The sequence below is a fragment of the Pseudoalteromonas sp. JB197 genome, from assembly GCF_002332205.1.
Classification (GTDB): Bacteria; Pseudomonadota; Gammaproteobacteria; order Enterobacterales; family Alteromonadaceae; genus Pseudoalteromonas; species Pseudoalteromonas nigrifaciens.
The window spans coordinates 2473810-2500747 of record NZ_NRGZ01000001.1; the positions used below are offsets into that span (position 1 = coordinate 2473810).

General features: G+C 40.6%; 25 protein-coding genes and 1 tRNA gene. 10 read left to right on the forward strand and 16 right to left on the reverse strand.

Translation table 11 applies throughout. The features are described from left to right. Positions 1 to 11: 11 nt before the first annotated feature. The 7 genes from CIK86_RS11715 (at position 12) to CIK86_RS11745 (ending at position 6717) form a co-directional block, all read left to right on the forward strand. Positions 12 to 1028 (forward strand): MBL fold metallo-hydrolase, encoded by a 1017-nt coding sequence (locus tag CIK86_RS11715; protein WP_011327007.1) that lies wholly within the window; start codon positions 12 to 14, stop codon positions 1026 to 1028. Between the two features lie 56 nt (positions 1029 to 1084). Next, on the forward strand, positions 1085 to 2554 hold the full coding sequence (locus CIK86_RS11720; protein ID WP_086994824.1) for a transglycosylase SLT domain-containing protein: 1470 nt from the start codon (positions 1085 to 1087) through the stop codon (positions 2552 to 2554). Positions 2555 to 2624: 70 nt separating this feature from the next. Then, a complete protein-coding gene (locus tag CIK86_RS11725; RefSeq protein ID WP_086994827.1) occupies positions 2625 to 3119 on the forward strand; it encodes a peptidylprolyl isomerase in 495 nt (164 codons plus the stop codon). Between the two features lie 31 nt (positions 3120 to 3150). Continuing rightward, positions 3151 to 3879: an SDR family oxidoreductase gene (locus CIK86_RS11730; protein ID WP_058372409.1), complete on the forward strand. Its 729-nt coding sequence runs from the start codon at positions 3151 to 3153 to the stop codon at positions 3877 to 3879. After that, a complete protein-coding gene (locus tag CIK86_RS11735; RefSeq protein WP_086994831.1) occupies positions 3876 to 4715 on the forward strand; it encodes an amidohydrolase family protein in 840 nt (279 codons plus the stop codon). Before CIK86_RS11730 ends, CIK86_RS11735 begins: the two co-directional genes overlap by 4 nt. Positions 4716 to 4764: 49 nt before the next feature. Next, positions 4765 to 6330 carry a S41 family peptidase gene (locus CIK86_RS11740; RefSeq protein ID WP_086994835.1) on the forward strand — a complete coding sequence of 522 codons (1566 nt, stop codon included), beginning with the start codon at positions 4765 to 4767 and terminating at the stop codon, positions 6328 to 6330. Positions 6331 to 6333: 3 nt separating this feature from the next. Continuing rightward, positions 6334 to 6717 (forward strand): hypothetical protein, encoded by a 384-nt coding sequence (locus tag CIK86_RS11745; RefSeq protein WP_011327001.1) that lies wholly within the window; start codon positions 6334 to 6336, stop codon positions 6715 to 6717. Positions 6718 to 6787: 70 nt separating this feature from the next. Here the strand turns inward: CIK86_RS11745 and CIK86_RS11750 are convergent, their stop codons facing one another. From CIK86_RS11750 to CIK86_RS11765, 4 genes are all read right to left on the reverse strand, one after another. Beyond that, the gene (locus CIK86_RS11750) at positions 6788 to 7963 is read right to left on the reverse strand and encodes a mandelate racemase/muconate lactonizing enzyme family protein (protein WP_011327000.1); all 1176 of its coding nucleotides are present in this window, start codon (positions 7961 to 7963) and stop codon (positions 6788 to 6790) included. Positions 7964 to 7990: 27 nt separating this feature from the next. Further along, a complete protein-coding gene (locus tag CIK86_RS11755; RefSeq protein WP_011326999.1) occupies positions 7991 to 8758 on the reverse strand; it encodes a class II aldolase/adducin family protein in 768 nt (255 codons plus the stop codon). A gap of 142 nt (positions 8759 to 8900) precedes the next feature. Continuing rightward, on the reverse strand, positions 8901 to 9224 hold the full coding sequence (locus CIK86_RS11760; RefSeq protein ID WP_011326998.1) for a c-type cytochrome: 324 nt from the start codon (positions 9222 to 9224) through the stop codon (positions 8901 to 8903). Positions 9225 to 9399: 175 nt separating this feature from the next. Continuing rightward, a complete protein-coding gene (locus CIK86_RS11765; protein WP_058372404.1) occupies positions 9400 to 9939 on the reverse strand; it encodes a DUF2058 domain-containing protein in 540 nt (179 codons plus the stop codon). 264 nt (positions 9940 to 10203) lie between these two features. Here CIK86_RS11765 and CIK86_RS11770 point away from each other — a divergent pair, with 264 nt between their 5' ends. Further along, positions 10204 to 11352: an MFS transporter gene (locus CIK86_RS11770; protein WP_086994838.1), complete on the forward strand. Its 1149-nt coding sequence runs from the start codon at positions 10204 to 10206 to the stop codon at positions 11350 to 11352. On the opposite strand, the gene CIK86_RS11775 is transcribed toward CIK86_RS11770, so the two are convergent. Both CIK86_RS11775 and CIK86_RS11780 read right to left on the reverse strand, forming a co-directional pair. Continuing rightward, complete coding sequence (locus tag CIK86_RS11775; protein WP_086994841.1) at positions 11319 to 11819, reverse strand: prolyl-tRNA synthetase associated domain-containing protein; 501 nt, start codon at positions 11817 to 11819, stop codon at positions 11319 to 11321. The two genes, CIK86_RS11770 and CIK86_RS11775, sit on opposite strands and share 34 nt — an antisense overlap. A gap of 1 nt (position 11820) precedes the next feature. After that, positions 11821 to 12207, reverse strand: a complete 387-nt coding sequence (locus CIK86_RS11780; protein WP_086994844.1) for a hypothetical protein — start codon at positions 12205 to 12207, stop codon at positions 11821 to 11823. A gap of 167 nt (positions 12208 to 12374) precedes the next feature. On the opposite strand from CIK86_RS11780, the gene CIK86_RS11785 reads away from it, so the two are divergent. After that, positions 12375 to 12450: transfer RNA gene (locus CIK86_RS11785), tRNA-Ala, on the forward strand. Between the two features lie 236 nt (positions 12451 to 12686). On the opposite strand, the gene CIK86_RS11790 is transcribed toward CIK86_RS11785, so the two are convergent. Together CIK86_RS11790 and proB are read right to left on the reverse strand one after the other, a co-directional pair. Beyond that, positions 12687 to 13934 (reverse strand): glutamate-5-semialdehyde dehydrogenase, encoded by a 1248-nt coding sequence (locus CIK86_RS11790; protein WP_086994847.1) that lies wholly within the window; start codon positions 13932 to 13934, stop codon positions 12687 to 12689. Further along, on the reverse strand, positions 13931 to 15037 hold the full coding sequence (gene proB, locus CIK86_RS11795; RefSeq protein ID WP_086994850.1) for a glutamate 5-kinase: 1107 nt from the start codon (positions 15035 to 15037) through the stop codon (positions 13931 to 13933). The genes CIK86_RS11790 and proB overlap by 4 nt, the downstream gene beginning before the upstream one ends. Before the next feature lie 863 nt (positions 15038 to 15900). Here proB and CIK86_RS11800 point away from each other — a divergent pair. Continuing rightward, positions 15901 to 17748 (forward strand): sodium:proton antiporter, encoded by a 1848-nt coding sequence (locus CIK86_RS11800; protein ID WP_058372400.1) that lies wholly within the window; start codon positions 15901 to 15903, stop codon positions 17746 to 17748. A gap of 80 nt (positions 17749 to 17828) precedes the next feature. On the opposite strand, the gene CIK86_RS11805 is transcribed toward CIK86_RS11800, so the two are convergent. The 8 genes from CIK86_RS11805 to mutL form a co-directional block, all read right to left on the reverse strand. Beyond that, the gene (locus CIK86_RS11805) at positions 17829 to 18467 is read right to left on the reverse strand and encodes an SEL1-like repeat protein (protein WP_086994853.1); all 639 of its coding nucleotides are present in this window, start codon (positions 18465 to 18467) and stop codon (positions 17829 to 17831) included. 331 nt (positions 18468 to 18798) lie between these two features. Next, positions 18799 to 20112, reverse strand: coding sequence for an adenylosuccinate synthase (locus CIK86_RS11810; RefSeq protein ID WP_011326988.1), 1314 nt, complete (start codon positions 20110 to 20112; stop codon positions 18799 to 18801). 211 nt (positions 20113 to 20323) lie between these two features. Then, complete coding sequence (gene hflC, locus CIK86_RS11815; protein ID WP_011326987.1) at positions 20324 to 21202, reverse strand: protease modulator HflC; 879 nt, start codon at positions 21200 to 21202, stop codon at positions 20324 to 20326. Between the two features lie 5 nt (positions 21203 to 21207). Then, entirely contained in the window at positions 21208 to 22377 is a 1170-nt protein-coding gene (gene hflK, locus CIK86_RS11820) for an FtsH protease activity modulator HflK (protein ID WP_086994855.1), read from the reverse strand. A gap of 101 nt (positions 22378 to 22478) precedes the next feature. Next, entirely contained in the window at positions 22479 to 23768 is a 1290-nt protein-coding gene (hflX, locus tag CIK86_RS11825) for a ribosome rescue GTPase HflX (protein ID WP_086994858.1), read from the reverse strand. A 16-nt stretch (positions 23769 to 23784) separates the two neighbouring features. Continuing rightward, positions 23785 to 24048, reverse strand: a complete 264-nt coding sequence (hfq, locus tag CIK86_RS11830) for an RNA chaperone Hfq (RefSeq protein WP_011326984.1) — start codon at positions 24046 to 24048, stop codon at positions 23785 to 23787. Between the two features lie 81 nt (positions 24049 to 24129). Then, positions 24130 to 25047 (reverse strand): tRNA (adenosine(37)-N6)-dimethylallyltransferase MiaA, encoded by a 918-nt coding sequence (gene miaA, locus CIK86_RS11835; RefSeq protein WP_086994861.1) that lies wholly within the window; start codon positions 25045 to 25047, stop codon positions 24130 to 24132. Positions 25048 to 25057: 10 nt separating this feature from the next. Next, on the reverse strand, positions 25058 to 26914 hold the full coding sequence (gene mutL / locus CIK86_RS11840; protein ID WP_086994864.1) for a DNA mismatch repair endonuclease MutL: 1857 nt from the start codon (positions 26912 to 26914) through the stop codon (positions 25058 to 25060). Positions 26915 to 26938 lie beyond the last annotated feature (24 nt).

A 26938-nucleotide genomic window follows, 5' to 3' on the forward strand; every position in this document is an offset into this window, starting at 1 on the left:
GAGAGCGTTATATGAAGTCAGCCCTGCGTTTATTTAAATTAAGTAAGTACCTACTACTGCTTAACTCTTTTTATTTTGCAGCCAATGCTAACGCCGATGTTACGTGGGAGAAAATAAGTCCCAATATTCAATTTTTAAAACAACAACATAAACTACGTTTTTACGACTCAAACCAAGTATTAATTGAAGGTAGTAAATGCGCACTGTTAGTAGATACCAGCGGCAACTTTGCTGCAGTAGAACAACTTGCTAGCGATTTAAAAAAGCACTTAACAACACCTTTGTGTTACTTAGTGGCCACTCATTTTCATGACGATCATTTGCTGGGGATGGCTGTAATGCAGCACTTTTACCCCGATGCGCAATTAATTACCCATCAGCAAGTAAAAACTGACTTTGCCCTTTATCAGCAAGCATTTAACGATAAGCTAGAGGGATTCGAAAAAAGCATTGAGCTTAGCTACCAACGCTTAGCAACACTCCCCGAAAATGAGCAAGCGCAGTGGCGCACAAAGTTAGAACGCGCTAAACAGCGCCTATTCCGCTGGCAAAAATATCAACTCAATGCACCTGAAATAAGCATAAACACCAATAAAACATTAGACTTAGGCAATTTTGAAATTACTTTAAACGCCCACCAAGCACATACCAATGGCGATTTAACCATTACAACTAACAGTGGCAGCACTTTGATTGGTGGAGATATTGTTGACTGGCTTCCCTACCCTGGCCACGGCGAGCTAAGCAGCTGGCGCGCACTGCTACAACAATATATTAATGACTCAGTGCTAAAAACTATAATTCCTGGTCATGGTGAACTAACTAATAAGTCGCAACTGCAGCAGTCGCACGCATTTTTAACCGCCATTACAGAGCATGTAGCTAATAATAGTGGGCAAACAATAGAGCAGTTAATGCTGTCATTTCCTGATGTCGCGATTAAACCCTACATGCAAGAGTCGCTTAATGCCAAGTCGAGTAATTTATTTTTACAAGCAGGATTAATTCGCGCGATAAACGCAAAATAACTCAACACAACGGACTGTGTTAAAATAGTAAAAGGATTTTAATAGAAGTGAATGTTATGCGCAGTTTGGTTTTAGCTTGTTTAGGTGTTTTTTTATTTGGCTGTGAAACCACCAAGCCAGAGCCTATAGAAGCACCGCAAATATTTACTCACTTTAAGCCAAGTTACAGCGCCCCTAGTGAATTAAAAACACCGCAAAGCACAAAAACTAACTTACGCATAACGCCGCCTAAAAATACAAAAAATAAGATAATAACGCCACCGGCCAAAACAACTGACTTATGGCAGCATATCGCTAATAATCTGCATTTTCCTATTGAACAAAATAAAGCGCTGAAAAAGCGTATTAATTGGTATTTGCAGCAACCCGATTACCTGCAAGTTATGAGCAAACGAGCCGCTCCGTATTTATACCATATTGTAAAAAAGGTAGAACAACAGCAACTACCAATAGAGTTAGCACTGCTGCCTTTTGTAGAGAGCGGATTTAGACCCACTGCACACTCATCGCAGCAAGCCGTTGGCGTATGGCAACTGGTAGGAGCAACTGCACATCATTTTGGGGTTAAGTCTGATCAATGGTATGACGGCCGCCAAGATGTACTTGCCGCCACCGACGCAGCACTGGCGTATTTAAGTTACTTATATAAACGCTTTGATGGCAATTGGCTGCACGCTCTCGCCGCTTATAATAGCGGTGAAGGGCGAGTTAAACGCGCGATTAAACAAAATAAAAAGCACGGTAAAAGCACTGATTACTGGTCGCTAAAATTACCTCAAGAAACCGCCGATTATGTACCCAAGTTACTGGCACTAAGCTACTTAGTTAAACACCCGCAACAAGGTTTTAAACGCCCAAAGCTCGCTTACAAAGCATTGACCACCCATATGAATGTAGGCCAACAATTTGATTTTTCAATCATTGCCAAGCTCTCTGGAGTAGGCTCTAAGCAGCTACATGCACTTAATCAAGGGTATTTAAAAAATCAAAGTTCACCCAATGGTCCGCATACGTTATTACTGCCAATTGAGCAACAGGCACTATTAAACAGCTCGTTTTTTAAAACTAACTTTGCTGGAGAGTACATAGTTAAACAAAACGATACGCTTTACAGTATTGCTAGGCGCTTTGGCATGCCTTTAAGTGCCTTAAAGCAACTTAATAATAAACAAAACAACTTAATTGGCATTGGTGAAAAATTACTTGTTGGCCAGCCCAAAACACTTCCGGAATCATTGACTGTTGATTATAAAATTAGCCCCTACCTTGAGCATCAAGAAGTGGTAATTGCAACACTCGAAATAGACTATGAAGTGCAACCAGGCGATACCTTGTGGAGCATTAGTCAGCTTTACAATGTGCCGCACAGTGACCTAGCTAAATGGAATAAACTGTCAGCGTCGAGTATGCTCAAACCAGGTATTCAATTAGTGTTATTTATTCCTCAGGCCGAAAAGCCTCAAGTAACAACAATTAAAAAAGATTTATTGTTAGATCTACAAAAAACATTAAATCAGCCACGTTAAGTTTCTAAAAAAACATATTTCGCGTAAAATTACGCTCTAACTAATACAGTCAAAATTTAAAGAGATAAGCATGCAAATTAGTAAAAATTCAGCCGTTGAATTTCATTACACCCTTAGCGAAGCCGGTGAGCAAATAGAAACCAGCACTAACGAAGCGCCTCTTACTTATATTCATGGCAGCGAAGGCATGCTTCCTGGTTTAGAAAATGCACTGGAAGGCAAAGCCGCTGGCGAAAAGTTTAGCGTTACATTAGCGCCAAGCGAGTCATACGGCGAACGTGTTGATAACTTAGTACAACGCATTCCGTTAAAGCATTTACAAACACAAAGCAAAGTTAAAGTATGGAAACCAGGCATGACCGCAATGGTAAGCTCGGATCAAGGTCGTCATCAGGTAACGATTATTAAAGTGGGTCGTTTTAATGCAGATTGTGATTTAAATCACCCATTTGCAGGTAAAACACTGACTTTTGATGTTGAAGTAGTGTCGGTACGTGAAGCCACCAGCGAAGAAGTATCGCACGGCCATGTGCATGCAGCAGACGGATGTGGTCACTCTCACTAATTAAAAAGTAATAACAAATAAAGGAGCAAGTATGTCAAAAGTGGCTATTGTTACCGGCGGCACCAAAGGTATTGGTTTAGCGGTAGTACAGCGCTTACTAGCAAGCGGCTATGAAGTACATAACCTTGATATAACACCAAGTAACTTTGGTGAGTTTCATCATTGTGATGTAAGCGATGTCACTGTTGTACGTCGTTGTATTAATGCCATAGTTGAGCAAACGCAGCGCATTGATGTACTTGTTTCTAATGCAGGGAAACATTTAAGCGCCAACATAGAAAGTACCGATGAGCAAACTCTCGATGCACTATTTGCGCTTAATGTAAAAGGCGCGTATGCGGCAGTGCAAAGTGTATTACCAATAATGAAAACCCAAAACAACGGCGCTATTGTGCTTATAGCCTCAGATCAGGCAATTATAGGTAAACAAAATTCATTTGCTTATAACCTGACTAAACACGCCCTTGCTTCTATGGCAAAAACCACCGCGCTTGATTACGCGAGTTTTAATATTAGGGCTAATGCCGTGTGCCCTGGCACTATAGAAACACCGTTATTTCATAACGCCATAGACGCTTACTGTAAAAACAGTGGTGCCAATAAAGCACAAACAGTAGCCGAAGAGGCGGCATTGCAGCCACTTAACCGTTTAGGCCAAGCTGATGAAGTAGCCGCTTTAGTGAATTTTTTAGTCAGCGATGATGCAAGCTTTATCACCGGTAGCTTGCAAAGTATTGACGGTGGTTATACAGCGCAATGAGTAGTGCTATTATTGACCCCCATGTGCATTTTTTTAATCTACTTGAGGGGCAATATACTTGGTTACAAGGCGCTAACCCGCCGCCATGGCCTAACTTAGACAAAATAAAGCAGCCGATCAGTGCTGCGCAATTAATGCAAGATTGCGACTTTAAACTTGCAGGCTTAGTGCATATTGAAGCGGGGTTTGATAACAGCGCACCTATAAACGAGCTTAACTGGCTCACCAAGCACTTGGCTGGCATTACTTACAAAGCCGTTAGTTTTGCCCAGATTGATCAAAGCAATCAGCTATTTAGCCATGCGCTCAGTAACCTTTCCCATCCAAGCTTAGCGGGCATTAGAGATATTACCCAAGGTGATGACGCCAAACGTTTGCTCAGCAGTAATTGCTACAATAACTTTGAAACGTTACAGCAATTAAAATTACATTTTGAAGCCCAGTTTGAGCTTGAAAACCATATTATAGTTAAACAAATTGCTCAATACGCCAAACAGTTTCCACAGTTACAAATTATACTTAATCACGCAGGTTTACCCCACAATATGCCAGCGTGGCAGCAAGGCATTAAATTACTCGCCAAGTACCATAACATTGCAATTAAGTTTTCGGGATTTGAGTTACTTAAGCTCAATAGCGGGCAGCAAGCACTGTGCTTTAATATTATTTTGCAACACTTTGGCGAGCAAAGAATAATGTTTGCGAGTAACTTCCCCGTTTGCCAAATCAATACCCAATATAACGACTTATGGCAGGCACACTTTAACTTATGTAGTAACCAAGCACTTTGGCAGCAATTAAGCTATAAAAACGCTAAACACTGCTATCAACTCTAAATAAAAGCCGCTATATTTAAATTAATCGTTTAAAAATAGAGCTTCTTATATGCACTCTAAAATTCGTGACAAAAAAACAACAACACTCGCTTCCTTAGCACTGCTTAGCGTTTTATCTGGGTGTGGCGGCGGTAGCGATAGCGAGGGCCTTACTCCTAATAGCAATACCAATAGCTGGAACGCAGGGGTATTTGCCAGTGCCAGCCAATTTAAAGGACAATGCCAAGCAAGTAATGAAAAAAACTGGCTGCGTTCGTGGAGTAACGAAACCTACCTTTGGTACGATGAGATAATAGATACCGATCCAGCGCTTACAAGCGGCGTAGTTGCTTATTTTGATACCTTAAAAACCAATGAACTGACCGATTCAGGCGCTAAAAAAGATAACTACCACTTTAACTTACCTACCGATGAGTGGCAGCGCCAAAGTCAATCAGGGGTAACCTATGGCTATGGCTTTAATATAAAAATACTTGCTAGCAGCGCGCCACGCCAAGCCGTTATTAGCTATACCGAGCCAAATACACCTGCGAGTAATCAAAACCTTGCTCGTGGCTTTGAACTTGTTGCAGTAGATGGCATTGATTTTGTAAATACGACTTCCAGCAGTGAAGTTGCTCTTATTAGTGCAAGTTTGTTTCCTGAGCAAACAGGTAAAACGACCGAGTTTGTATTTAAAGACATAAATACTAACCAAAACCGTACCGTAACACTCACCTCGCAAAATATTACCTCGCAACCGGTAGTCAATGTGCGTACCGACTTAGCCGATGGCGATGTGGGTTATTTTCAGTTTAATAGCCATAATGCGATTGCTGAAGATCAGCTCTACAATGCATTTAACCAATTTGCAGCAAGTAATATTAAAGACTTAGTGATTGACGTACGCTATAACGGCGGCGGCTTTTTACAAATGGCCAGCCAAGTAGCCTATATGATTGCGGGCCGCGCGAACACCCAAGGAAAAGTGTTTGAGCGTACTGTTTTTAACGATAAAAATCCAAATACCAACCCGGTAACTGGGCAAACACTTAGCCCAATGCCGTTTACTAATCAGTTTGTGGGATTTGCTGATAACCCTGCAACTGTGCCCGGTAGCGCACTGCCAACATTAAACCTAAGCCGCGTATTTGTTCTCACGACTAGCAGCACCTGTTCAGCAAGCGAAGCCATTATTAATGGTCTGCGCGGCGCCGACATTGAAGTGATCCAGATAGGCTCTGGTACCTGTGGCAAGCCTTATGGCTTTTATCCTACCGATAACTGCGCAACCACCTATTTTACCATTCAGTTTAGCGGTATAAATAATAAAGGTTTTGGCGAGTATGCTGATGGCTTTGCGCCAAAAAACACTATTGATAACGCTTTTCAACCCGTACTATTAACTGGTTGTGCGCTTGCCGATGACTTTTCTCAGCCATTAGGTAATGCCAATGAAGCACTGCTTAAAACAGCGCTTAACTATCGTAATACCGGTAGCTGCCCTGCGCCAAGCTCCATAAACAGTAAACAAGGTTTTGCACCTGCTATTACAACTGATTCGCCTGAAGTAAAAGATACGCGAATTCAAACCTTGCTTGAGCAAAATACTATTCTTAGCGATAACATGAGATAAACCATGAAAGTACGCCGACTTACAGTAATCGCATTTATAACAACCGCACTCAGCGGCTGCTTAGCACAAAGCGCTGAGCCAACTCCTAAGCTGCAGCATGCGCTATTAGTAACACCTAATAGCATAGCAGTAGCTAATGCTATTGCCAGCTTGCTGCATAGCTCACAAGTGCAATTAGCCGATGATGTATTTACTACTAACAGTACTGTGACGCTCGATAAACTCAACCATAAAGACTCTATGGGTAATCCTATTATGGGTAAGCAGCTTAATATGCCCGACCAGTTTGAGTTAATGATTAAAGGCAAGCAATGCTTTGTTCGCCATCTTGATAGCAAAGCAACGCAGCAGTTAAAAGGCGTGCAGTGTAAAATTAATCAGCTATAACAATAACGCCAAATAGCAAAAGCCGCGTAGTGAGCTATCACTACGCGGCTTTTTAATCTGTATGATAAAACTATTTAATTTCTACACGCTGCGAGCGCATTACAATCTCATCGTTTAATTCAATACCAATACCTGGCTCTTCCGACACTTGAAAAAAGCCATTTTTAGGTTGAGGATCTTGCAGACACAACTCACGGTTCCATTTTTTAATCGCATAAGTATGATGCTCATGAATTAAAAAGTTAGGAATGGCTGTTTCTAAATGCAGTGAAGCTGCAGTCGCTACTGGCCCGCCGCATACATGCGCTTGAATGCGCACATCAAAAATATCGGCGTAGTCACACACTTTTTTCGTTTCGGTAAAACCACCACATAAACCAATATCGGGTTGCAATACATTAATACTTTGATCTTCTAAGTATGGGCGTACACCCCAGCGGTTATACAAGCGTTCACCACCAGCAATTGGCACGGCCACTTTATCAGCCACTTTGGCGTGTAATGAATGGTTTAAATAGTTAACGGGTTCTTCAAAAAACATGCAATCGAATTCTTTCGCTATTTCGCCCAATTGAATTGCTGAAGTCACCCCTGGTAAGCTATGGCATTCAAAAATAATATCAACTTCGTCGCCTACCGCTTCACGAATCGCTTGCATACGCGCACGGTACAACTTCATTTCAGCGCGGGAAATAATATTAGTGCGATCGTAGTAAGTATTGCCGTCTTTATCGTACTGAATTGGGTCTACTTTTACTGCATCGTAACCCTCGGCAACCGCTTTTAAAGCCGCTTCGGCATATTCTTGTGGCTGCACTAATGCTTTAAACTCGCTATCCCAGTCAAACTGCAGTTGCGATGCATAAGTGCGTAATTTATCGTTAACCTTACCACCAAGCAGTTGATACACAGGTACACCCAGTGCTTTACCTTTAATATCCCACAGAGCAGTATCAATCGCACTCATTGCAGCATATACAACAGGCCCACCACCTAAACCCCAAAAGCTTTCACGTAACATACGCGACCAAAGCTTTTCGGTTTGAAATGGGTCGTGGCCAATTAAAAATGCATCGGCCATTTCTTTGATCATAGCGGCAGCAGCGCTGTGGCCTAAATCGTATGCAAGGCCCGCTTCACCCACACCACTAATGCCTTCATCAGTATGAATACGTACAAATACTGGAGTCCAAGCAGGACGATCTGGGCAATGAATATCAAACACTTCAACGCGATTTACTTTCATGAATATTCCTTATTAACCTTTAAATGGTTATTTTGCAAAACTAGGATCAAGTCGGTACGCTTTGCGCAGCATAGCTGGCCACGCTAACTGCCCGCCAGTACTACCACTGTGCACTACATTTGCTTGATTATAAATATTGTCGATTATAGGCTGCGGGACGCTAATAGCCTGCTGCGAACTGGCTTGAATAGCGAGCTGTATTTCACAGGCGCGCTGTAAATCATAAAAGCGCATAAAAGCATCGCCCACCGTTGGCCCCACTGTTAAGCCACCGTGGTTAACTAACAACATATGGTTAGTATTGCCTAAATCATCTTGTAAGCGTTTTCGTTCATCATCGTTAACCGCTAACCCTTCGTAACCATGATACGAAAGCGACGGCAAAGAGAACATGGAATACTGACTTAGTGGCAATAAGCCATTTTTTTGTGTAGCAACAGCTATGGTTTCTTTCGTGTGTAAATGAATCACACAATGCGCATCGTCGCGTACTTCATGAATTGCGCTATGAATAGTAAAGCCAGCTGGATTAATATTAAATGGCGTGTCGTCAATAATATTGCCGCTTAAATCTACTTTAACTAAGTTAGAAGCGCTGATTTCATCAAAGGTTAAACCAAAGGCGTTCACTAAGTAATGATCACTGCCCGGTATCCGCGCCGATAAATGCGTGTAAATTAAATCGCCCCAACGAAAATGATCCACCAACCTATAACAGGCGGCTAGATCAACTCGTAGCTGCCATTCTTGTGCTGATACTTTATTTTTTAAATCGAGCTGGGGTAAATCAAACATAATAAGCCTTTAAATACACATAAGATCAATTGCGCAATAGATGTTTAGAAGTCTAAATTAGTATTTAGGTTATAGCAATCAGGAAATAGAACAGCCACACTAGGTGTGGCTGTTTTTTAATAAAAATAATTAACTGCGTTTATTATTTTACGTTTGCAAGGTAATCAGCAATTGCAGCAAACTCTTCATCTGTTACGGTTGCTACCATAGCTTTCATAGCCATAGACATACCATTACTGCGCGCACCTGATTTAATGTCTTTCATTTGTGCAACTAAATAGTCTTTATTTTGACCATTTAATTTAGGGTACATGCCCATGATAGGTGCTTTACCTTCAGCGCCGTGACACGTTTGGCAGTTTTTAGCAGTGTAAAGTGCAGCACCATCTGCAGCAGCTGCATTAAATGACAAGCTTGCGGCTAAACTAATACCCGCGCCTAATAAAAGTGTTTTAATTTTGCTCATTGTATTTACTCTTCTTTTTTTGACGGTTAAAAAACTGTTCTGGTGATTGTAGTCAACAACACTATAAAAAGCATACGTAACTAATAGCATTTGACGATCAATCAGAACAAATACATGTACAGCTCATTTAAGTTAACTTTAGCAAAAATTAAATGAGCCTACACTTAACTAAAATTTACCACGTTAAATCATCTGGTATTTCAAAATCGGCGTATGGATCGTCTTCGTCTTTTTCTTTGCTTTCTGGCTCAACGTGAAAAACAATATAATGTTCATCTACTTCAGCTACTTTACGTGCCGGTTCGTCTTCTAATACGTAAAATCGGCCTTCGAGCACACAAATAGCTAAGCGACCACCCGATAACGCTTTTTGCGTTCTTTCGTTTACTTCAATGCTCTTTACTTTGTTTTCGTAAGTAAAGTTAAAAGTACGCTCACCACGTATTGCTTCTTGGTTATGGTGTTCTAAAATTTGTTTAACACGGGCACTTTGCTCGCGCTGCTTTAAACTACCTTGGCGTGCCTGGTTAAGCTCTTCTGCTTTTTGTTGCTGCTCAAGTTTTGTTTGTTGAATATGCTTTTGTAAATCGCTAGGGTTACTGGTTGCACCCTTTTTTTGCTTTTTTTGCTGCTTACGCTTTTCTGATTTAGCAACTTTAGCTTTATGCGATGTTGTTAATCCTGCTTGGAGCAATTGCTCTTGAAGTGACCCCATGGCTCTATTCCACTAAAAACTAATATTAAGACTATTTTAATCACCAATGCCGGCAAATAACAGCGCTATCATCATTAATCTAACAAACGACGATAAAAACACCATGATTTAGCGCAAAGATAGCGACTCTTTTAGTAAACAATTACTTATTACTGTTTATGGGCATACCAAATAGTCGCTTAAAGTATTCGTTTTTAGATTATCAAACACAAGGGATTTTTAATATACTGCCACTTAACTATTAGTTACTCGCCAAGCTATATAATGCGCCTACCTCACTTGTTGCTTTGCTCTGTATTTATTTTTTTTGTACTTTACGCTCCACAACCACTGCTTGGCCTATTTGCAGTTGAGTTTGGTGTTGCCCCCGCCGTTGCTGGCAGCTTAATGACTGCGGCTATGCTACCACTGGCTATTGCGCCTTTAGTGTATGGGTTGTTTTTAACTAAACGTAATCCTTTATTTATATTACGCATTGCTATGTTGTTATTGGGAGGATGCTGTTTATTATTTGTTTACGCCCCCACCTTTGAGCTGCTGTTATTGGTACGCTTTTTACAAGGCCTAATATTACCAGCGGCATTAACAGCCATGACCAGTTATATTGGCATGAATTTTAGTGCCGATACACTGCAAAAAAATATGACAATCTACATTGGCAGCACCATAGTAGGCGGCTATTTTGGGCGTGTTCTGGCAGCTATTTTTAGCGATATATGGCACTGGCAAAGTTTTTATTATTTTATTGCCACCATGCTCATTTTGCTTGCGTGGAGTATTCCCCATACCCGCTTTAAAAGTAATAACGTTAAATCAATACTTTCACCACTAGACTATATTAAACAACTGCGTGAAGGGCCGCTGCTAAAAGTGTATGGTGCGGTATTTTGTATGTTTTTTTGCTTTGCCGCTTTACTTAATTATTTACCTTTTATTTTGCAAAATACTTTTTTAATCACTAATACTCGCGACATTGGCTTGGTTTACAGTGGTTATTTAATCGGCGCTTTAGCGTCTATTACAACACCTTGGTTACTTAAAAAAGTGCCCTCTGCATGGCATTTATTAACGGCTATATTTTTGTTTTACAGTATTAGCATTGTCATGTTAATGAGCCACCAGCTAATAGTGTTTTTAGCCGCATTTACATTATTTTGCGGGTCTATGTTTGTGATTCACTCAACTGCCGCTCCCTTAGTTAATACAATAAGTAAAGCACCACCAAGTGTTACTAATGGCGGGTATGTATCGTTTTATTACAGCGGCGGTGCACTTGGGTCGTTATTACCAGGGGTGATATACCAGCATCATGGGCAAACCGCATTTATGGCAGCTTTATTGGCTGTTTGCCTATGCGGCTTGATGCTGGTTATATGGGCTTACCTTAAAGGTAAAAATACTACGCGAGGCTGATGCTCAGTAAAGTTAAAAAACTGCTCTAAGTCTGCTTTATTAAGTAACCAGGTTTGGGTGTTTTCAAACGGATGACAATGAAATAGCTCACCTTGCCAAATATCTTGATCTAGCCAAACGCTTACTTCGTTTTGCTTGTCGTTCATTAGGCTAAGCATAGATACACACCCAGGTGCTACTTTTAAATAGCGCGCTAAACGCTCGCTTGAGGCAAATCCTAACCGCGATAACCCTTGTTGTTTTGACAATACTTTTAAATCAAGTTGCTTGTCATGGGCGGTTATAACTAAAAAGTGCCGCTTACCTTCATTATCACGTAAAAATAAATTTTTAAGTCGTGTACCTGGGCGCTCCACCATAAAGGCATCGGCATCTAAACTGCCATGTAATGGTGGGTGCTCTATCACCTCATAATTAATATTTAACTGCGCTAATAGCGCTGCTAACTTTGTTTTATCAGCTAACATACTACAAACAACGTCCTCTTAATTGCACACTTAAATCACGCCACAGTACCTCATTAATTTCATGCTTAACGGGGCAATAGTTGCGTGTTTCAAGCTCTTTATTTAACAATTCAACAGCTTGATCTTCTAACTGCAATTTTAAAATACTCGACTCTTCAAAATGCTCTTGCGCTGCAAAACGCTCAAAGTCACTGCGGGTAAACTTTTTATCTAAATTAATGTTCTGGCGGCTTTTAGCCTTTACCGATACTACGTAGGCAAATAGCTTATTTCCTTGTTCATCTTGTTTTTCATGAAACTGTTTATTATTTATTTCATAAGGTTGCTCGTCACTTGAGTTAGCACAGCCAACAAGCAAAACCATCAGTACTAAGGCATACTTTTTCATTTTTAATTGTCTTTTTACTGAATATTGTTGTTGAGTCTACCAAAATTTCATCTAAACGGTAAAATTAGTGAAAAAATACTTGACCTATTTTATAAAAAATCTTAAAGTTCGTCCCGCTTGAGAATCAGCAATCAAGCTTTTACGTAATATGTAAAATTTAGGAATGTGGGGCTATAGCTCAGCTGGGAGAGCGCCTGCCTTGCACGCAGGAGGTCAGCAGTTCGATCCTGCTTAGCTCCACCACTTTCCTACTCCCTCTTTAGTATTGTCTCAAAGCCATCAATTTATTCGCTATTTTATCTTAAGTTTCACTCTGTATTTAAACCCCAAAATATACGCCATATAGCTAACGCTATTGCACGCTTTTTAATTTTACTGGCTAGCGAAGTAGAGCCTAAGTTAGTTTATTGCACAAAAAAGCCGAGCTGCAGCTCGGCTTTTGAAATTCATAATATGTTTTGTCCTGAAATAAACTAAGTTTATTCGCGGATCTGACCGTCGCCATTAACTAAATACTTTTCAGTAGTTAGTGACTCAAGGCCCATAGGTCCGTAGGCATGTAGCTTAGACGTTGCAATACCAATCTCGGCACCTAAGCCCAGTTGTGAACCGTCTGAAAAACGCGATGAAGCGTTAACAGTTACTACCGAAGCATCAACACTACGTTGGAATAACTCTGCCGTAGCAGCGTTTTTAGTACAAATTACTTCTGTATGATGCGAACCAAATTGCGCTATGTGCTCTACAGCTGCCGCAAAACTTGGAACCACGCGAATGGCTATTTCTAAATCTAAATACTCTTCACCAAATTCATCGTCGCCCAGTACTGTTGCATTGTCAAAATACGTAGCTGCTTGGCTATCGGCATTAATTTTAACGCCTTCTTGACGTAACACTACCGCACACAAGTTTAAAAACTCATCGGCAATATCTTGATGTACAACTAAGCCCTCTAAAGCATTACACACGCCGGTACGTTGCGTTTTACCATTAAGCAGTAGGTTAATTGCCACTTCAAGGTCGGCGTCTTTATCAACATATAAATGACATACACCTTTAAAGTGTTGGATCACTGGAATTGTGCTGTTTTCGGTTACAAAGTTTATTAACCCTTCACCACCACGCGGTATAATTAAATCAATGCTGTCACGTTGCTGCATTAATTCCATTAATAAGCCACGATCGGGGTCAGGAATTACCGAAATAAGTGCTTCTGGTAAATTATGCTTTGCTAGCACGCTGTGCATTACGCTAGCAATTGCTTGTGAGCTTTTTAGTGCTTCTTTACCGCCGCGTAAAATAACGCTATTACCCGATTTAAAACACAATGCACCCGCATCTGCGGTTACATTTGGGCGCGCTTCGTAAATCATACAAACTACGCCTAGTGGTACGCGCATTTTACGAATTTTAATGCCATTTGGACGCTCGGTAATATCGCGTAGCTGACCAACCGGATCATCTAAGCTTACTATCACTTCGATGCCTTCAGCCATTGCTTCAACACGTTCATCGTTAAGCGTTAAACGGTCAACCATTGCTGCTGCTAAGTTATTGTCGCGTGCCGCGGCTAAATCGCTTTCGTTTTCTTTAATAATAAATGCTTTTTCTGCACGTAGTGCTGCAGCCATGTCCAATAGCACTTTATTTTTTGTCTCGGTATCGAGTAACGCTAACTGATGAGCAGCTTTTGCTGCCTGGCGTGAAATATCCGTAATTAAACTCATGACTTCTCCAATAATGCGATATGTTTTTCAGATATAACAGGTCCAATTGAGTCCTGCATTTTTTCGCTGAATTCACTCTGTTCGTTGTCAGCAATAAAGCTCAACAAACAGCTACTATAATTTGCGGTTGCTTTGGCTAAACGCGTACCATCTTCACTGCGTACTAAAATAGTGTCACCAATTGCGAACTCGCCATGCACGGCCATTATTTCATCGCCACGAATACAGCCTGTTTCGCCTTCGAGTGACTTATCAAACGAGCCATCTACAACAACTTCACCCTGCTCATTTGCAGTGTGCGTCATCCAATGTACAGAATCTTGCATTGGTTTTTCGTATGGTAAGAAAATAGTCCCAGGGTTTTCACCTGCAAGTAAACGCGTAAATGTCTCTTCTTTAAAGCCGTTAATAATATAAGTTGAAATCCCATGTGAGGTTGCTTTTTCAGCCGCTTCAATTTTGGTTTTCATACCGCCTGTACCAACTGCGCTAGTTGCACATCCTGCCATAGCATAAATAGAGTCATCAATTGATTTTATTTCAGGCAGTAAAATAGCATCGTCATGCAAGTTAGGGTTTTTATCATATAACCCATCCACATCTGAAAATATAAGCAGTGTGTCTGCATCAGCTGCTGCTGCAACCATAGCAGATAAGTTATCGTTATCACCTACTTTTAGATCATCGGTTGTTACTGCATCATTTTCATTAATAATAGGTAACACGCCGTGCTCAAGTAAAGTAAATACAGTTTCGCGAATACTTTGATAGCGTTCATGATCACGTAAGTCACCGTGGGTTAATAATAATTGAGCTGATGGAAAGTCAAAAAACCTATCCCACATTGCTATCATTTCTGTTTGACCTGCGGCAGCCATTGCTTTTTTCATCACGACTGAACGTGCTGTATCTGATGGGAACAAATGTGCCCCCGCAGCAACTGAGCCTGACGAAACTAAAATAACTTCAATACCACGAGCACGACAGCGAACAATAAACTGTGCAATGGTTAATATGTAACGTGAACGGCAGCCATCTTGATCCGGTGCAATTAAAGCACTACCTACTTTAAGTACTATACGTCGCCAATTTAACTTATTCATAAATGTTCAACTTTCCATTTTATTTGCGCTCATACAATGTGATGAGCTAAAACTAGTTAGCTAGGTTTAAAACATAGCTTCGAATTTGGTTTATCATTTAAAAACACTTTTTTACACACGCAAAGCGACTCTATCTAAAACTGTTGTTATAGATTTAAGCGCAAGTACTAAATAGCAACAACTCAACGGTGTTGAATAGTACTAACAAAAAATTTAAAAAGTGTTGTTTATGTATCGCTGTAAAAGCTGTGTGTGGCTTTTTTATTAACAACATACATAGAGCCTCTTAAGTCAGATACACCAACAGATAGGGTGATGACTTAAGGACCGAGATTTAACCGCCACGATGGGGGCTAAATATTGAAAGGTAATAATTCAACTCAAACCTTTATTTATTTAAATAGTTAAATAAACTTGTTTAGCAAAATCATACCAAAGAGTTCGGTAAATGATATTTATACTGCTCAAACCCTTAAATCACTAAAAAACAGTATTATACCGCTTTAATGTGACTCTAATATTAATAAGTTATTATTTTAAAATAACCACTTAATTAGACAACTAATTGTTTGAACACGAAGCATAATACGCTAAAACTGCAGGTAAAATCAAGGTTAAAATTCAAACTAAGTAAAATGCAGCTTGTTTTTCGAACTGTTTTTATATTAATTATCAAAAAGTTAAATCCTTTTTGTAGGGTATTTATTAAAATTACTGATAAAATAACAGACTTTAAAACCCGTAATATCTGATAAACAGCTAAAATTCTATTAGCAAAATTTAACTTATCCGTGTATACCCCTGTATTATAATTAACATAAGTTATACTTTTATCTATCATATTCACAAGGAATTCTTATTCTATGTCAGCAATTTATATAGCCGGTATCGCACTTTGCTCCGTGCTTGCCCAGTGGGTCGCATGGGCGTTTAGAGTCCCTGCTATTCTGTTTTTATTGCTTACAGGACTATTATTAGGGCCATTTACTGGCGTACTAGATCCTGACGCGCTTTTAGGCGATTTACTCTTTCCTGTTGTGTCACTCAGCGTTGCTATTATTTTATTTGAAGGCTCTCTCACCCTGCACTTCAGAGAATTAAAAGGCATCAGTAAAGTAGTCAGAAACCTGTGCTCTATTGGTATGCTCACTACGTGTATAATTATTAGCTTTAGTGCCTATTGGCTATTAGAGCTTAACTGGCGGGTAGCTGCTGTGCTCGGCGCTGTACTTGTTGTAACGGGTCCTACTGTTATTGCCCCTTTGCTAAACTCTATGCGACCAACTCAAGACATCGACCGAATACTACGCTGGGAAGGCATTGTTATAGACCCTATTGGTGCTCTTTTTGCCGTATTAGTTTTCGAAGCCGTGATGTTGGTTGGCGAAGGTCAAATATTTAGCCATACCATTATCGCGCTAGTTAAAACCTTAGGTGTAGGCTTAACAATTGGTGTTGTTGCAGGTTGGCTTACTACACAACTTATGCGCCGAGAGTGGCTACCATTTGAGTTGCATAAGTTTGGCATTTTAGCCCTAGTGCTTATAAGTTTTTCAGTGTCTAATCACTTAAGCCATGAATCAGGTTTATTAGCGGTGACTGTATTTGGTATTTGGCTTGCAAACCAAGATGATTTAGAAATTGATTCGGTGCTTGAGTTTAAAGAAGATCTATCGATGATTTTAATCTCAACACTGTTTATTTTACTTGCAGCAAGGTTAGAACTCTCTGATTTAATGATGCTAGATAGTGACGTTTTTATATTTTTAGCTATCGTGCTATTTATAGCTCGCCCTGTGTGTATTGCAATATCGACTTTTGGTACTGACCTACCAATGAAGTCACGCTTAGTACTCGCTTGGATTGCGCCACGCGGTATTGTTGCCGCAGCTGTTGGTTCTGTATTTGCGCTGAGCATGATGGAAGCTGGTGTTGCTGATGCAGAAAAAATGGTGCCGCTCATATTTACTGTTATTATTATTACCGTGGTGCTGCAAAGCCTAACTGCCATCCCTTTAGCTAAACTGCTTGGTGTACGTCAACCATCACCAAGTACCATTTTAATTATTGGTGCAAACCATGTATCGCGTGCTATTGCGCGTGGCTTAAAAGATCAAAATATTCCTGTGCATTTATCTGACCCTGCATGGGAAAACTGTAAAATGGCCCGTATGGATGGCTTGCCTTGTTACTACGGTAATCCGCAATCTGAACATGCTGAGCGTTACTTGCCTTTAACAACTATTCGTAGTGTGTTGGCACTGTCACCAAATCGCCATCACAATGCGCTAGGTGTACAGTATTTTTCTCACTTACTTAATGATAAAAATGTGTTTTCGCTACGCTCATCTTCATCGCATGCTAAAGCGAATAAAGACAGCGCGACTTTCTTATCGCGCCAAATTTTATTTGGTGAAAACGGCTCTTATGCACGCTTAAGCAGTGTGATAGCGAAAGGCGGTAAAGTAAGTGCTACCCGTATTTCTGATGAGTTTAGCTGGGAGCAATATCAAGAAATGAACCCAGAGGCAATTCCACTGTTTATTCTCAAAGGGGATAAAGATGGCGATGACGATGCGCCAGTTAAACTTAGACCCTTTACCAGTGATATGGAAAAACCACCGCAAGAAGGTGAGCGCATTGTTGCTTTGCAACCGGCTAAAATATCACTACTAAAAGATTCACAAGCAAAAGCTAAAGAAGAAAGTTAACACTTTTATTAAAAACTAATAAAAAGGCCTAACTCGCAAGAGTTAGGCCTTTTTAGTGTATTTTTGGTATATCAATATGCTTACATAGGTAGGCGAGCACGAGCCACAACGCTGGCTGGCATTTTTTCGGCTAACTGAGCTAATAAACGCGCAATTTTTTTATGTGTATTGGCATCTGCAACCTTGGCATTAAATAACCAACGATACATATCTTCAAAGTCGCGTGGACTGCCGTAGCCTTGGTTAAATAACTTAACTAAGCGAAACTGCGCTTTTAAATTTCCCTGCGATGACGCTTCACGCAAATAAGTGATTGCCATTGCTTTATCTTGTTGTACCAAACGCCCAATGTCGTAGTAACGCCCTAACTGCTCTAAAGCCGCTGCTAAGCCCTGCTCAGCCGCTTTTTGCATATAGTACACACCTAACTCTACATCGCGATCAACACATACGTTATAAGCTAGCATATCGCCATATAAAAACTGATACGATGGTAATGCCATTTTATTGGCTCGCGCTTCTATATCTTGTACTAACTGGCAATCATCTGCCTTAACCCGGGCTAAATGGGTGTTTTTATTAATTAGCGAAATTAACTCAGTCTCAGTATACAGTGGCACTGCTGCTGCCGTTTCTTCTGCTAAGCTATTGCTGCTCATCAATAAAGAGAGTGTCATTAATGGTAATAACAAAACTGAATGACTAAAAAGTAACTGCATCTTTATCACTTATAAAAATAAACCTATTAAATACTATACAAAGATCGTTCCAAAATTAATATTTAACCTGAACTCTAGTTAAGAGATTTACTAACGTATTGAATCATAGTTATATTTAATTTTATTTTCTCTAGCCAGAGGTTTTCAGTGAAAACAAGGCGAATTTACGCGTCAATAGCTGGCCTATTGCAAGTAAATTCAACGCAGTTAGCGCTGAAAATAGCTGCTTGAGATAAGTTTATTATCCGGATCTCAGGTTATTTATACTCTATTGTTATTTTTAGACATAAAAAAAGCTGCATTAAGCAGCTTTTTTCAAGTCTAGTTGATATTACGCAAACGGATTGCGAAGTATCATAGTTTCTACACGATCAGGACCAGTAGAAATAATATCAACAGGAACACCAGTGAGCTCTTCAATACGCTTAACGTAATCAATCGCTGCTTTTGGTAAACCATCAAGGCTAGTTACACCAACAGTATTTTCTGACCAACCAGGCATTTCTTCGTATATTGGCGTTACTTTTTCGTAACCTTCAGCTGCTAATGGCGTTACGTTAGTAACTGTGCCATCTTCAAGCTTATAACCAGTACAGATTTTAAGTGTTTCTAAGCCATCTAAAACATCAAGCTTAGTTAAACAAAAACCAGAAATACTATTGATTTGCACTGCACGACGCATTGCTACGGCATCTAACCAACCAGTACGACGAAGTCGACCAGTGGTTGCGCCAAACTCATGGCCTTTATCGCCTAAGTGCTTACCAACTGGGTCTTGCTTATCAAGGCCGTCGTAAAGCTCTGTAGGAAAAGGGCCTGAACCAACACGTGTAGTATATGCTTTAATAATACCAAGCACATAATCAAGGTGTAGTGGGCCAAAACCAGCACCAGTAGCAACGCCACCAGCTGTAGTGTTAGAAGACGTTACATAAGGGTAAGTACCATGATCGATATCAAGTAACGTACCTTGTGCGCCTTCAAACAAAATGTTGTCGCCAGCTAAACGCGTTTGATCTAAAAGCTCAGTAACATCAACAATCATCGCTTTTAAAATATCAGCAACGGCCATTGCGTCATCAAAGGTTTTCTGAAAATCAACAGCATCTACTTTATAGTAATTAACTAAAGTAAAGTTATGGTATTCAAGAACTTCTTCTAGTTTTGCTGCGAATAGTTCAGGATTAAATAAATCCCCTACGCGCAAACCACGACGTGCCACTTTATCTTCGTACGCAGGACCGATACCACGGCCAGTTGTACCAATTGGCTTATCACCACGTGCAGTTTCACGGGCTACATCTAATGCAACATGGAAAGGCAAAATTAATGGACATGCAGCACTGATTAAAAGACGCTCGCGTACAGGTACGCCACGTGCTTCTAACATGCCAATCTCTCTCATTAGCGCTTCTGGTGATAATACAACACCATTACCAATCACACATTTAACATTGTCACGTAATACACCCGATGGAATAAGGTGCAGAACTGTCTTTTCACCGTCGATCACTAAGGTATGGCCAGCATTGTGCCCACCTTGATAACGAACTACTAAAGATGCTTTATCTGTAAGGAGGTCAACTACCTTACCCTTACCTTCGTCACCCCATTGGGTGCCTAATACAACAACGTTTTTACCCATTGTAACTTCACTTAAAAAAATTAGGACAAGATTTTACCAGAAAACAAAGCCAAAGTTCACCCCGTTTAGCTTATATTTTCCGCTCGTATATTTATATGTATAAATATTAACTAATAACCACATAGATAACAGTGGTTTAATGCATTAAATCTGTTTCAATAAAAAGCCCCACTTACGCGAGGCTTTTAAGATTTAAATATATTGGTTAGCTTTATTGTGCAGTAGCACCTTTCATATATTTAAAGAAGTCGCTATCTGGTGAAAGAACCATTACGTCTTGCTTGTTTTTAAAGGTTTGTTTATACGCTTCTAACGAACGAACAAAACTAAAAAACTCAGGATCTTTATTGTACGCATTAGCATAAATAGCTGCTGCATCTGCATCACCTTGTCCACGTACTGTACGTGAATTACGCTCAGCATCGGCAAGCATTACCGTTACACGACGATCAACGCCAGCACGAATAGTTTCGGCTTTTTCTTGACCCTCTGAACGATGCTCTTTAGCAACCGCAGTACGCTCAGCACGCATACGTTGATAAATCGAGCTGCTTACTTCTTGTGGTAAGTTTATTTGCTTAACACGCACGTCAAGTACTTCAATACCTAGCTCGCGGGCACTTTCAGAAGCTTGTACTAACGCCTCTTCCATTAACTCGCTACGCTCACCCGACACTATTTCACGAATAGTACGCGTACCAAAGTTAGTACGTAGACCGTTATTTACTTTTTGTTCTAGCAGCGTTTCAGCATATTGCTTATCGCCACGAGCACGCAAGTAAAAAGCACTAAAGTCGTTAACACGCCATTTTACAAACGAGTCAACAATTAAGTCTTTTTTCTCGCTCGTTACAAAGCGGTCTGGTGTACCATCAAGCGTTTGAATACGTGCATCAATACGACGTACTTGGCTAAAAAATGGTACTTTAAATTGTAAGCCTGGGCTGTACACTATGGCTTGATCATCACTGTCTTTTTGTACTTTACTGAATAACAAAACAATTGCTTTTTGCCCTTCAGGTACAACAAAAACTGACGAGAAAGACATTACAATGGCAGCTAATAGTATGACTAAACTAAAGTTTTTCATTATTGTTATCTCCCATCATTAAAACGATCGTTGTTAAAGCGGTCATTTCCACTATTAACAGAGCTGTTGCGTGACGTATTTACTTTGTTACGTAAATCTTGAATATCACTTGAGCTAGGAAGTGCAACACGGGTTGCTGTGCCTTGCTTTTCCATAATTTTATCAAGTGGTAAGTACATCATGTTGTTGCCACCTTTTACATCAACAAGTACTTTAGAGCTATTGCCTAATACTTCTTGCATTGCATCAATGTATAAACGTTCACGAGTTACTGTTTTAGCCGCTTGATATTCTGGTAATAGCCTTTCAAAACGAGCAACTTCACCTTGTGCCTCAAGTGTAATACGCTCTTGATAACCTTCGGCTTCTTGAGTCATACGTGTAACTTGACCACGAGCACGAGGTTCAATTTCACGCGCATATGCTTCAGCTTCACGGATAAAGCGCTCTTCATCTTCTTGTGCAGCAATTGCATCATCAAACGCATCTTTAACTTCAGCCGGTGGACGAGAATCTTTAAAGTTCACGTCAGTCACAATTAAACCTAAGTTATAAGGTTCAATAACCTTGTTCAGCTCATCCCATGTATTTTGGCGCACAACCTCACGGCCGTTTGTTAGTACTTGGTCCATTTTTGCATGGCCAACTACATAACGTAGTGCACTTTCTAGTGCTTCTTCTAAGCTACTATCAGCATTAGTTACACTAAATTCATACAAGTATGGGTCAATAACACGATATTGAACTTGGAACTCAACGCTTACTACGTTTTCGTCTTCAGTTAACATAAAGCCAGACGTTGATAATGAACGAACAGCTTCAATATCTACTGGTATTATGGTTTCAATAAAGGTCATTTTCCAACGCAGACCAGGATCAGCAATACGATCATACTTACCAAATTGAAGAACCACACCACGCTCGGCTTCTTTCACGGTATAAATACCACTGAGTGCCCATACAATTACAGCAATTATAAGTATAAATGAAATACCGGCTCCGCCAAGTCCACCGCCGCTACCATTACCCGGTTTTTTGCCGCCAAATAAGCCACTAAACTTGTTACTGAATTTACGCAGCACCTCGTCTAAATCAGGTGGGCCTTGATCTCGTCCGCCTTTGTTATTCCACGGATCTTTATCATTGCCATTATTACCCGGTTCATTCCAGGCCATAGCTATACTCCATTGTTATCTAAATAAATAAGGAAATTGAGTTAAATCTAACAAATCTACTGCGTTTCTTATACAAAAACCGACATTAATTACATCAATTTTTAATCACAGACGATAAAACCAGCAATTTCAGGACCAAATTCTTTAATTAAACGATTCCACTCAACTACAGGTAACCTAACATCTAACAGCCAGTTACCTTGTTCATCAAAGCGCTCGTCGCTTACCGCACTTAAACTAAATAACGACGATCTTAACCGTCCATATTGTGGTGCGAGCAATAATGTTTCGCTAAGCATTTGTTTAGCAAGTAATTCGCTAATAGCTTCGCTAAGTAACTCGCAACCTTCGCCGGTTTGAGCAGAAAGCCATACCCTTATAGGTTGGCCTTCATCATCGCGATCAATACGCGCAGTAATATCATCCAGCGCATCAATTTTGTTATAAACCAATAATTGCGGTACTTCATCAGCTTCAATTTCTTTGAGTACTGACTGTACTTGTTCAATATTTTCTTTTAGTCGTGCATCTGCCACATCAATAACATGCAGCTGTAAGTCGGCTTCTCGCGTTTCTGTTAGCGTCGCTTTAAATGCCGCCACTAAGTCATGCGGCAAATGGCGAATAAAGCCAACAGTATCGGCTAAAATAACCGGACCAACATCGCCTAACTCAAGCTTTCGTAACGTTGGGTCAAGCGTCGCAAACAATTGATCCGCAGCATAAACATCTGAGTTTGTAATACGATTAAATAATGTTGATTTACCCGCGTTAGTATACCCTACTAACGATACAGTTGGTATTTCGTTACGGCTACGAGCTCGTCTACCTTGCTCGCGCTGTACAGCAACTTTATCTAGGCGTGCACGAATATTTTGCAGGCGGGCGTGCAATAAGCGTCTATCGGTTTCGAGCTGTGTTTCACCTGGCCCACGCAAACCCACGCCCCCTTTTTGACGCTCTAAATGCGTCCAACCACGAATTAGTCGCGTGGACATATGACGCAATTGCGCCAGTTCAACTTGCAACTTACCTTCGTGGGTACGTGCACGTTGCGCAAATATATCAAGAATAAGGGTGGTTCTATCAAGCACACGACATTGCAAAATGCGTTCTAAGTTACGCTCTTGGGACGGTCTGAGTTGATGATTAAAAATAACGACATCGGCATTGTGGATTTTAACAGTCTCAGCTATTTCTTCTGCTTTACCAGTTCCGACAAATAGTTTCGGATGTGGTGCTTGACGGCTGCCTTGCACAACCGCCAAACTACTAACACCAGCAGAAGATACCAACAATTCTAATTCGTGAAGATCTTCACGATCCCCCTCTTTAGGAAAGTCAATATGAACTAAAACTGCCTGTTCGCCAGATTTATAGCGGTCAAACAAGCATCACGCTCCTAATTTAAATGTTTCCAGCTTCAGGTTCTTCAGTGTCGTCATTTTCTTGAACACCTTGGAAATTAACTGCACGAGCAGGAACAACTGTTGAAATTGCATGTTTATACACCATTTGATTTACGGTGTTTTCTAGTAAAATAACAAATTGATCAAATGACTGAATTTTACCTTGTAATTTTATGCCATTAACCAAAAAGATTGATACTGGGATGCGCTCACGGCGTAGTGCATTCAAAAATGGGTCTTGTAACGATTGGCCTTTTGCCATGTTATTATTCCTTCGTTCTAGGTGTTATTATAATTAAGTGGCTGAACTTATTTAACAAAGCTAAATTTTATTCAACTACTACTAGCTTAGCGAACTTACTACACGATGCAAGTTTTCTTCATCACCCGTTGTTAACCATGTAACATCAGGCCAGCTTCTTAACCAAGTTAATTGGCGTTTAGCCAATTGACGTGTAGCCGCAATGCCGCGAAATACCATTTCATCATGGTCAATTTCACCCGCAAGGTAATCCCACATTTGTCTATAACCTACACAACGAATAGAAGGCATATTGGGGTGTAAATCCTTACGTAGATATAGGGTCGAAACTTCATTTTCAAACCCCTGTTCGAGCATTATTTTAAACCTTTTTTCAATTCGCTGATGTAATTCACTGCGCTGCGTTGGCGCAATAGCAAATTGATGAAAAGTATAAGGTAAAACCGGCTGTTTTTGCTTTTGCAGCTCGGTCATGGTTTTACCTGTTAATTTGTATACCTCTAAAGCACGATTAATTCTTTGTGAATCGTTTTCACTCATTTTTTGCGCTGCTTGCGGGTCTATTTTTACCAGTTCTTGATACAAATGTGGCCAGCCATATTGCGCAGCTTGCGCTTCAAGTTCGACTCTTATTTCCACGTTAGCTTCTGGCAGTGGTGATAAACCATCAATCAGAGCCTTGAAGTACAACATGGTGCCGCCAACTAATACCGGCACCATACCTTGCTGATGAAATTCATCTATTTTTATTATCGCATCACGTCTAAAATCAGCAACTGAATAAGTTTCACTTGGGTCAAGTAAATCAATTAAGTGATGCGGAGCACGTGCTAACTCTGATGCATCGGGTTTAGCCGTGCCAATATCCATACCCTTATATACTAACGCTGAATCAACACTAATTATTTCGGTATTTAAATGCTCGCACAATGAAATTGCCAACGCCGTTTTACCCGCTGCAGTTGGACCCATTAAAAATATGACTGGTAAATTACTCAACACGAATACCTTAATCTAATTGCGTTAAATAGTGCTCTATATCTATTTTAACTGCTTTTACACGCAAACGTTCAATTGTTTGCGGATTATTTTGCATGCGGGCTTGCTGCGCTAAAAAGATATTGCTGGAATAAAAACGCGCTGGTGTGTGCTGCATCTGCCACGCCAACCAGCTTTCTATGTTTTCAAGTGGTGCTTTACACGCTTCCAGCAGGCTTTCAACCGCGCTAGTAACGTCTAATAAATATAAGCACGCAGGAAGTTTTTTAACCATCACAAACTGTTTTTCAATAATTAGCTCAAAACCTAATAGCGTAAACCAAGACTGTTGCGCTGCTATTAGCTCACAGTCTTGCTTGGATAAATTAACCCGTACTGGCAACAACAGCGCTTTGCCCTCTAAGCTGCCCTGCTCTTTTATTTGCTCATGCCAATCATCAACTAATGCATATTTAAAATGTGAGCAATACAATTGCTGCTCGCTGCTAAACACACACACGCCTTCGTTGATGCTGATAATAGCAACCGTTTTTAAAGCAACTGCCTGCTCCACAGCGTGTGACTGGTTAACCCCAACAGATACGTGAGCGCCTTGGTCAAAATGCGCGGCATGCTGCTCACTCACGCCCTGATAAAAAGCATTAATATCATGATGATTAGTACTAGGTGCAGCTCTGTAGGCGCCGCCACTCCCTCCCGCACTACGCGAACCTAGCGATGCGCCGCCAGAACTGACACTATGAGATGATTGCAATTGCGATTTAGGATAATCAAATACCTCACCCGACTCAAAATTCCCAGTGGGAGAACGCGCAGTGTCTGTCTGACTAAATGCCGTATCGGCTAGGTTATTTAAAGGCTCATTAGTAAACTCACCTTGCAGTGGCACAACAACTTGTTTAATTGCTTGTAGTATAAAGTCGTGTACTAAACGCCCTTGATGAAAACGTACTTCGTGTTTTGCCGGATGAACATTTACATCAACTTGACGAGGGTCAATATCAATATAAATAACAAAACCGGGTAACTCTTGGGCACCACTTACTTCTTCAAATGCTTGGCGAATAGCGTGCAGTATAAGCTTGTCGCGCATCATACGATTATTTACATAGGTATACTGCACGGTGTTAGCAGAACCAACCGGCAATACCCAGCCATGGAGCTGCAAGCCCCCCTCGCCCGATTGAATATGCAAGCCTTGCTCAGCAAATGCTTTACCCGCCACTTGCGCTACACGGGCAATTGCTTGGCTAGGATCAGTTTTAGCACGGTACTGCCTGACTACTTTTTCATTATGAGTAAGGGTAATAGATACATCAAATCGACTCAGCGCAATGCGCTTTATAAGCTCATCAATATGGCTAAACTCTGTTTTTTCGGTACGTAAAAATTTGCGCCGGGCTGGCGTATTAAAAAATAAATCTTTTACTTCTATGGTGGTGCCATCTGGGTGCGCTACTGGTTTTACTTGCACAGCCATATCGCGACCTTGTGCAAATGCTTGCCAAGCGGCTTCTTGATGTTTAGTTTTTGAGCTTAGCGTTAAGCGCGAAACGGAACTAATTGACGCCAGTGCTTCACCTCTAAATCCTAGTGAGCAAATATTTTCTAAATCATCGAGGGATTTCAATTTACTGGTTGCATGGCGAGAAAGCGCCAATGTAAGCTCGTCTTGAGCAATACCCACACCATTGTCACGAATACGAATTAGTTTGTGCCCACCTCGCTCAATATCTATTTGAATGCGTGTAGCACCAGCATCTAGGCTATTTTCTACTAATTCTTTTACCACCGACGCGGGGCGCTCGACCACTTCACCTGCAGCAATTTGGTTCGCTAAACGTGCGGGTAGTATTTCAATACTCATTCAACTTCCTAACAAACATGGCTC

Bases quoted from the DNA above. Each gene is read 5' to 3' on its own strand.
- CIK86_RS11715 (WP_011327007.1), top strand. From the start codon at position 12: ATGAAGTCAGCCCTGCGTTTATTTAAATTAAGTAAGTACCTACTACTG.
- CIK86_RS11720 (WP_086994824.1), top strand. From the start codon at position 1,085: ATGCGCAGTTTGGTTTTAGCTTGTTTAGGTGTTTTTTTATTTGGCTGT.
- CIK86_RS11725 (WP_086994827.1), top strand. From the start codon at position 2,625: ATGCAAATTAGTAAAAATTCAGCCGTTGAATTTCATTACACCCTTAGC.
- CIK86_RS11730 (WP_058372409.1), top strand. From the start codon at position 3,151: ATGTCAAAAGTGGCTATTGTTACCGGCGGCACCAAAGGTATTGGTTTA.
- CIK86_RS11735 (WP_086994831.1), top strand. From the start codon at position 3,876: ATGAGTAGTGCTATTATTGACCCCCATGTGCATTTTTTTAATCTACTT.
- CIK86_RS11740 (WP_086994835.1), top strand. From the start codon at position 4,765: ATGCACTCTAAAATTCGTGACAAAAAAACAACAACACTCGCTTCCTTA.
- CIK86_RS11745 (WP_011327001.1), top strand. From the start codon at position 6,334: ATGAAAGTACGCCGACTTACAGTAATCGCATTTATAACAACCGCACTC.
- CIK86_RS11750 (WP_011327000.1), bottom strand. From the start codon at position 7,963: ATGAAAGTAAATCGCGTTGAAGTGTTTGATATTCATTGCCCAGATCGT.
- CIK86_RS11755 (WP_011326999.1), bottom strand. From the start codon at position 8,758: ATGTTTGATTTACCCCAGCTCGATTTAAAAAATAAAGTATCAGCACAA.
- CIK86_RS11760 (WP_011326998.1), bottom strand. From the start codon at position 9,224: ATGAGCAAAATTAAAACACTTTTATTAGGCGCGGGTATTAGTTTAGCC.
- CIK86_RS11765 (WP_058372404.1), bottom strand. From the start codon at position 9,939: ATGGGGTCACTTCAAGAGCAATTGCTCCAAGCAGGATTAACAACATCG.
- CIK86_RS11770 (WP_086994838.1), top strand. From the start codon at position 10,204: ATGCGCCTACCTCACTTGTTGCTTTGCTCTGTATTTATTTTTTTTGTA.
- CIK86_RS11775 (WP_086994841.1), bottom strand. From the start codon at position 11,819: ATGTTAGCTGATAAAACAAAGTTAGCAGCGCTATTAGCGCAGTTAAAT.
- CIK86_RS11780 (WP_086994844.1), bottom strand. From the start codon at position 12,207: ATGAAAAAGTATGCCTTAGTACTGATGGTTTTGCTTGTTGGCTGTGCT.
- CIK86_RS11790 (WP_086994847.1), bottom strand. From the start codon at position 13,934: ATGAGTTTAATTACGGATATTTCACGCCAGGCAGCAAAAGCTGCTCAT.
- proB (WP_086994850.1), bottom strand. From the start codon at position 15,037: ATGAATAAGTTAAATTGGCGACGTATAGTACTTAAAGTAGGTAGTGCT.
- CIK86_RS11800 (WP_058372400.1), top strand. From the start codon at position 15,901: ATGTCAGCAATTTATATAGCCGGTATCGCACTTTGCTCCGTGCTTGCC.
- CIK86_RS11805 (WP_086994853.1), bottom strand. From the start codon at position 18,467: ATGCAGTTACTTTTTAGTCATTCAGTTTTGTTATTACCATTAATGACA.
- CIK86_RS11810 (WP_011326988.1), bottom strand. From the start codon at position 20,112: ATGGGTAAAAACGTTGTTGTATTAGGCACCCAATGGGGTGACGAAGGT.
- hflC (WP_011326987.1), bottom strand. From the start codon at position 21,202: ATGAAAAACTTTAGTTTAGTCATACTATTAGCTGCCATTGTAATGTCT.
- hflK (WP_086994855.1), bottom strand. From the start codon at position 22,377: ATGGCCTGGAATGAACCGGGTAATAATGGCAATGATAAAGATCCGTGG.
- hfq (WP_011326984.1), bottom strand. From the start codon at position 24,048: ATGGCAAAAGGCCAATCGTTACAAGACCCATTTTTGAATGCACTACGC.
- mutL (WP_086994864.1), bottom strand. From the start codon at position 26,914: ATGAGTATTGAAATACTACCCGCACGTTTAGCGAACCAAATTGCTGCA.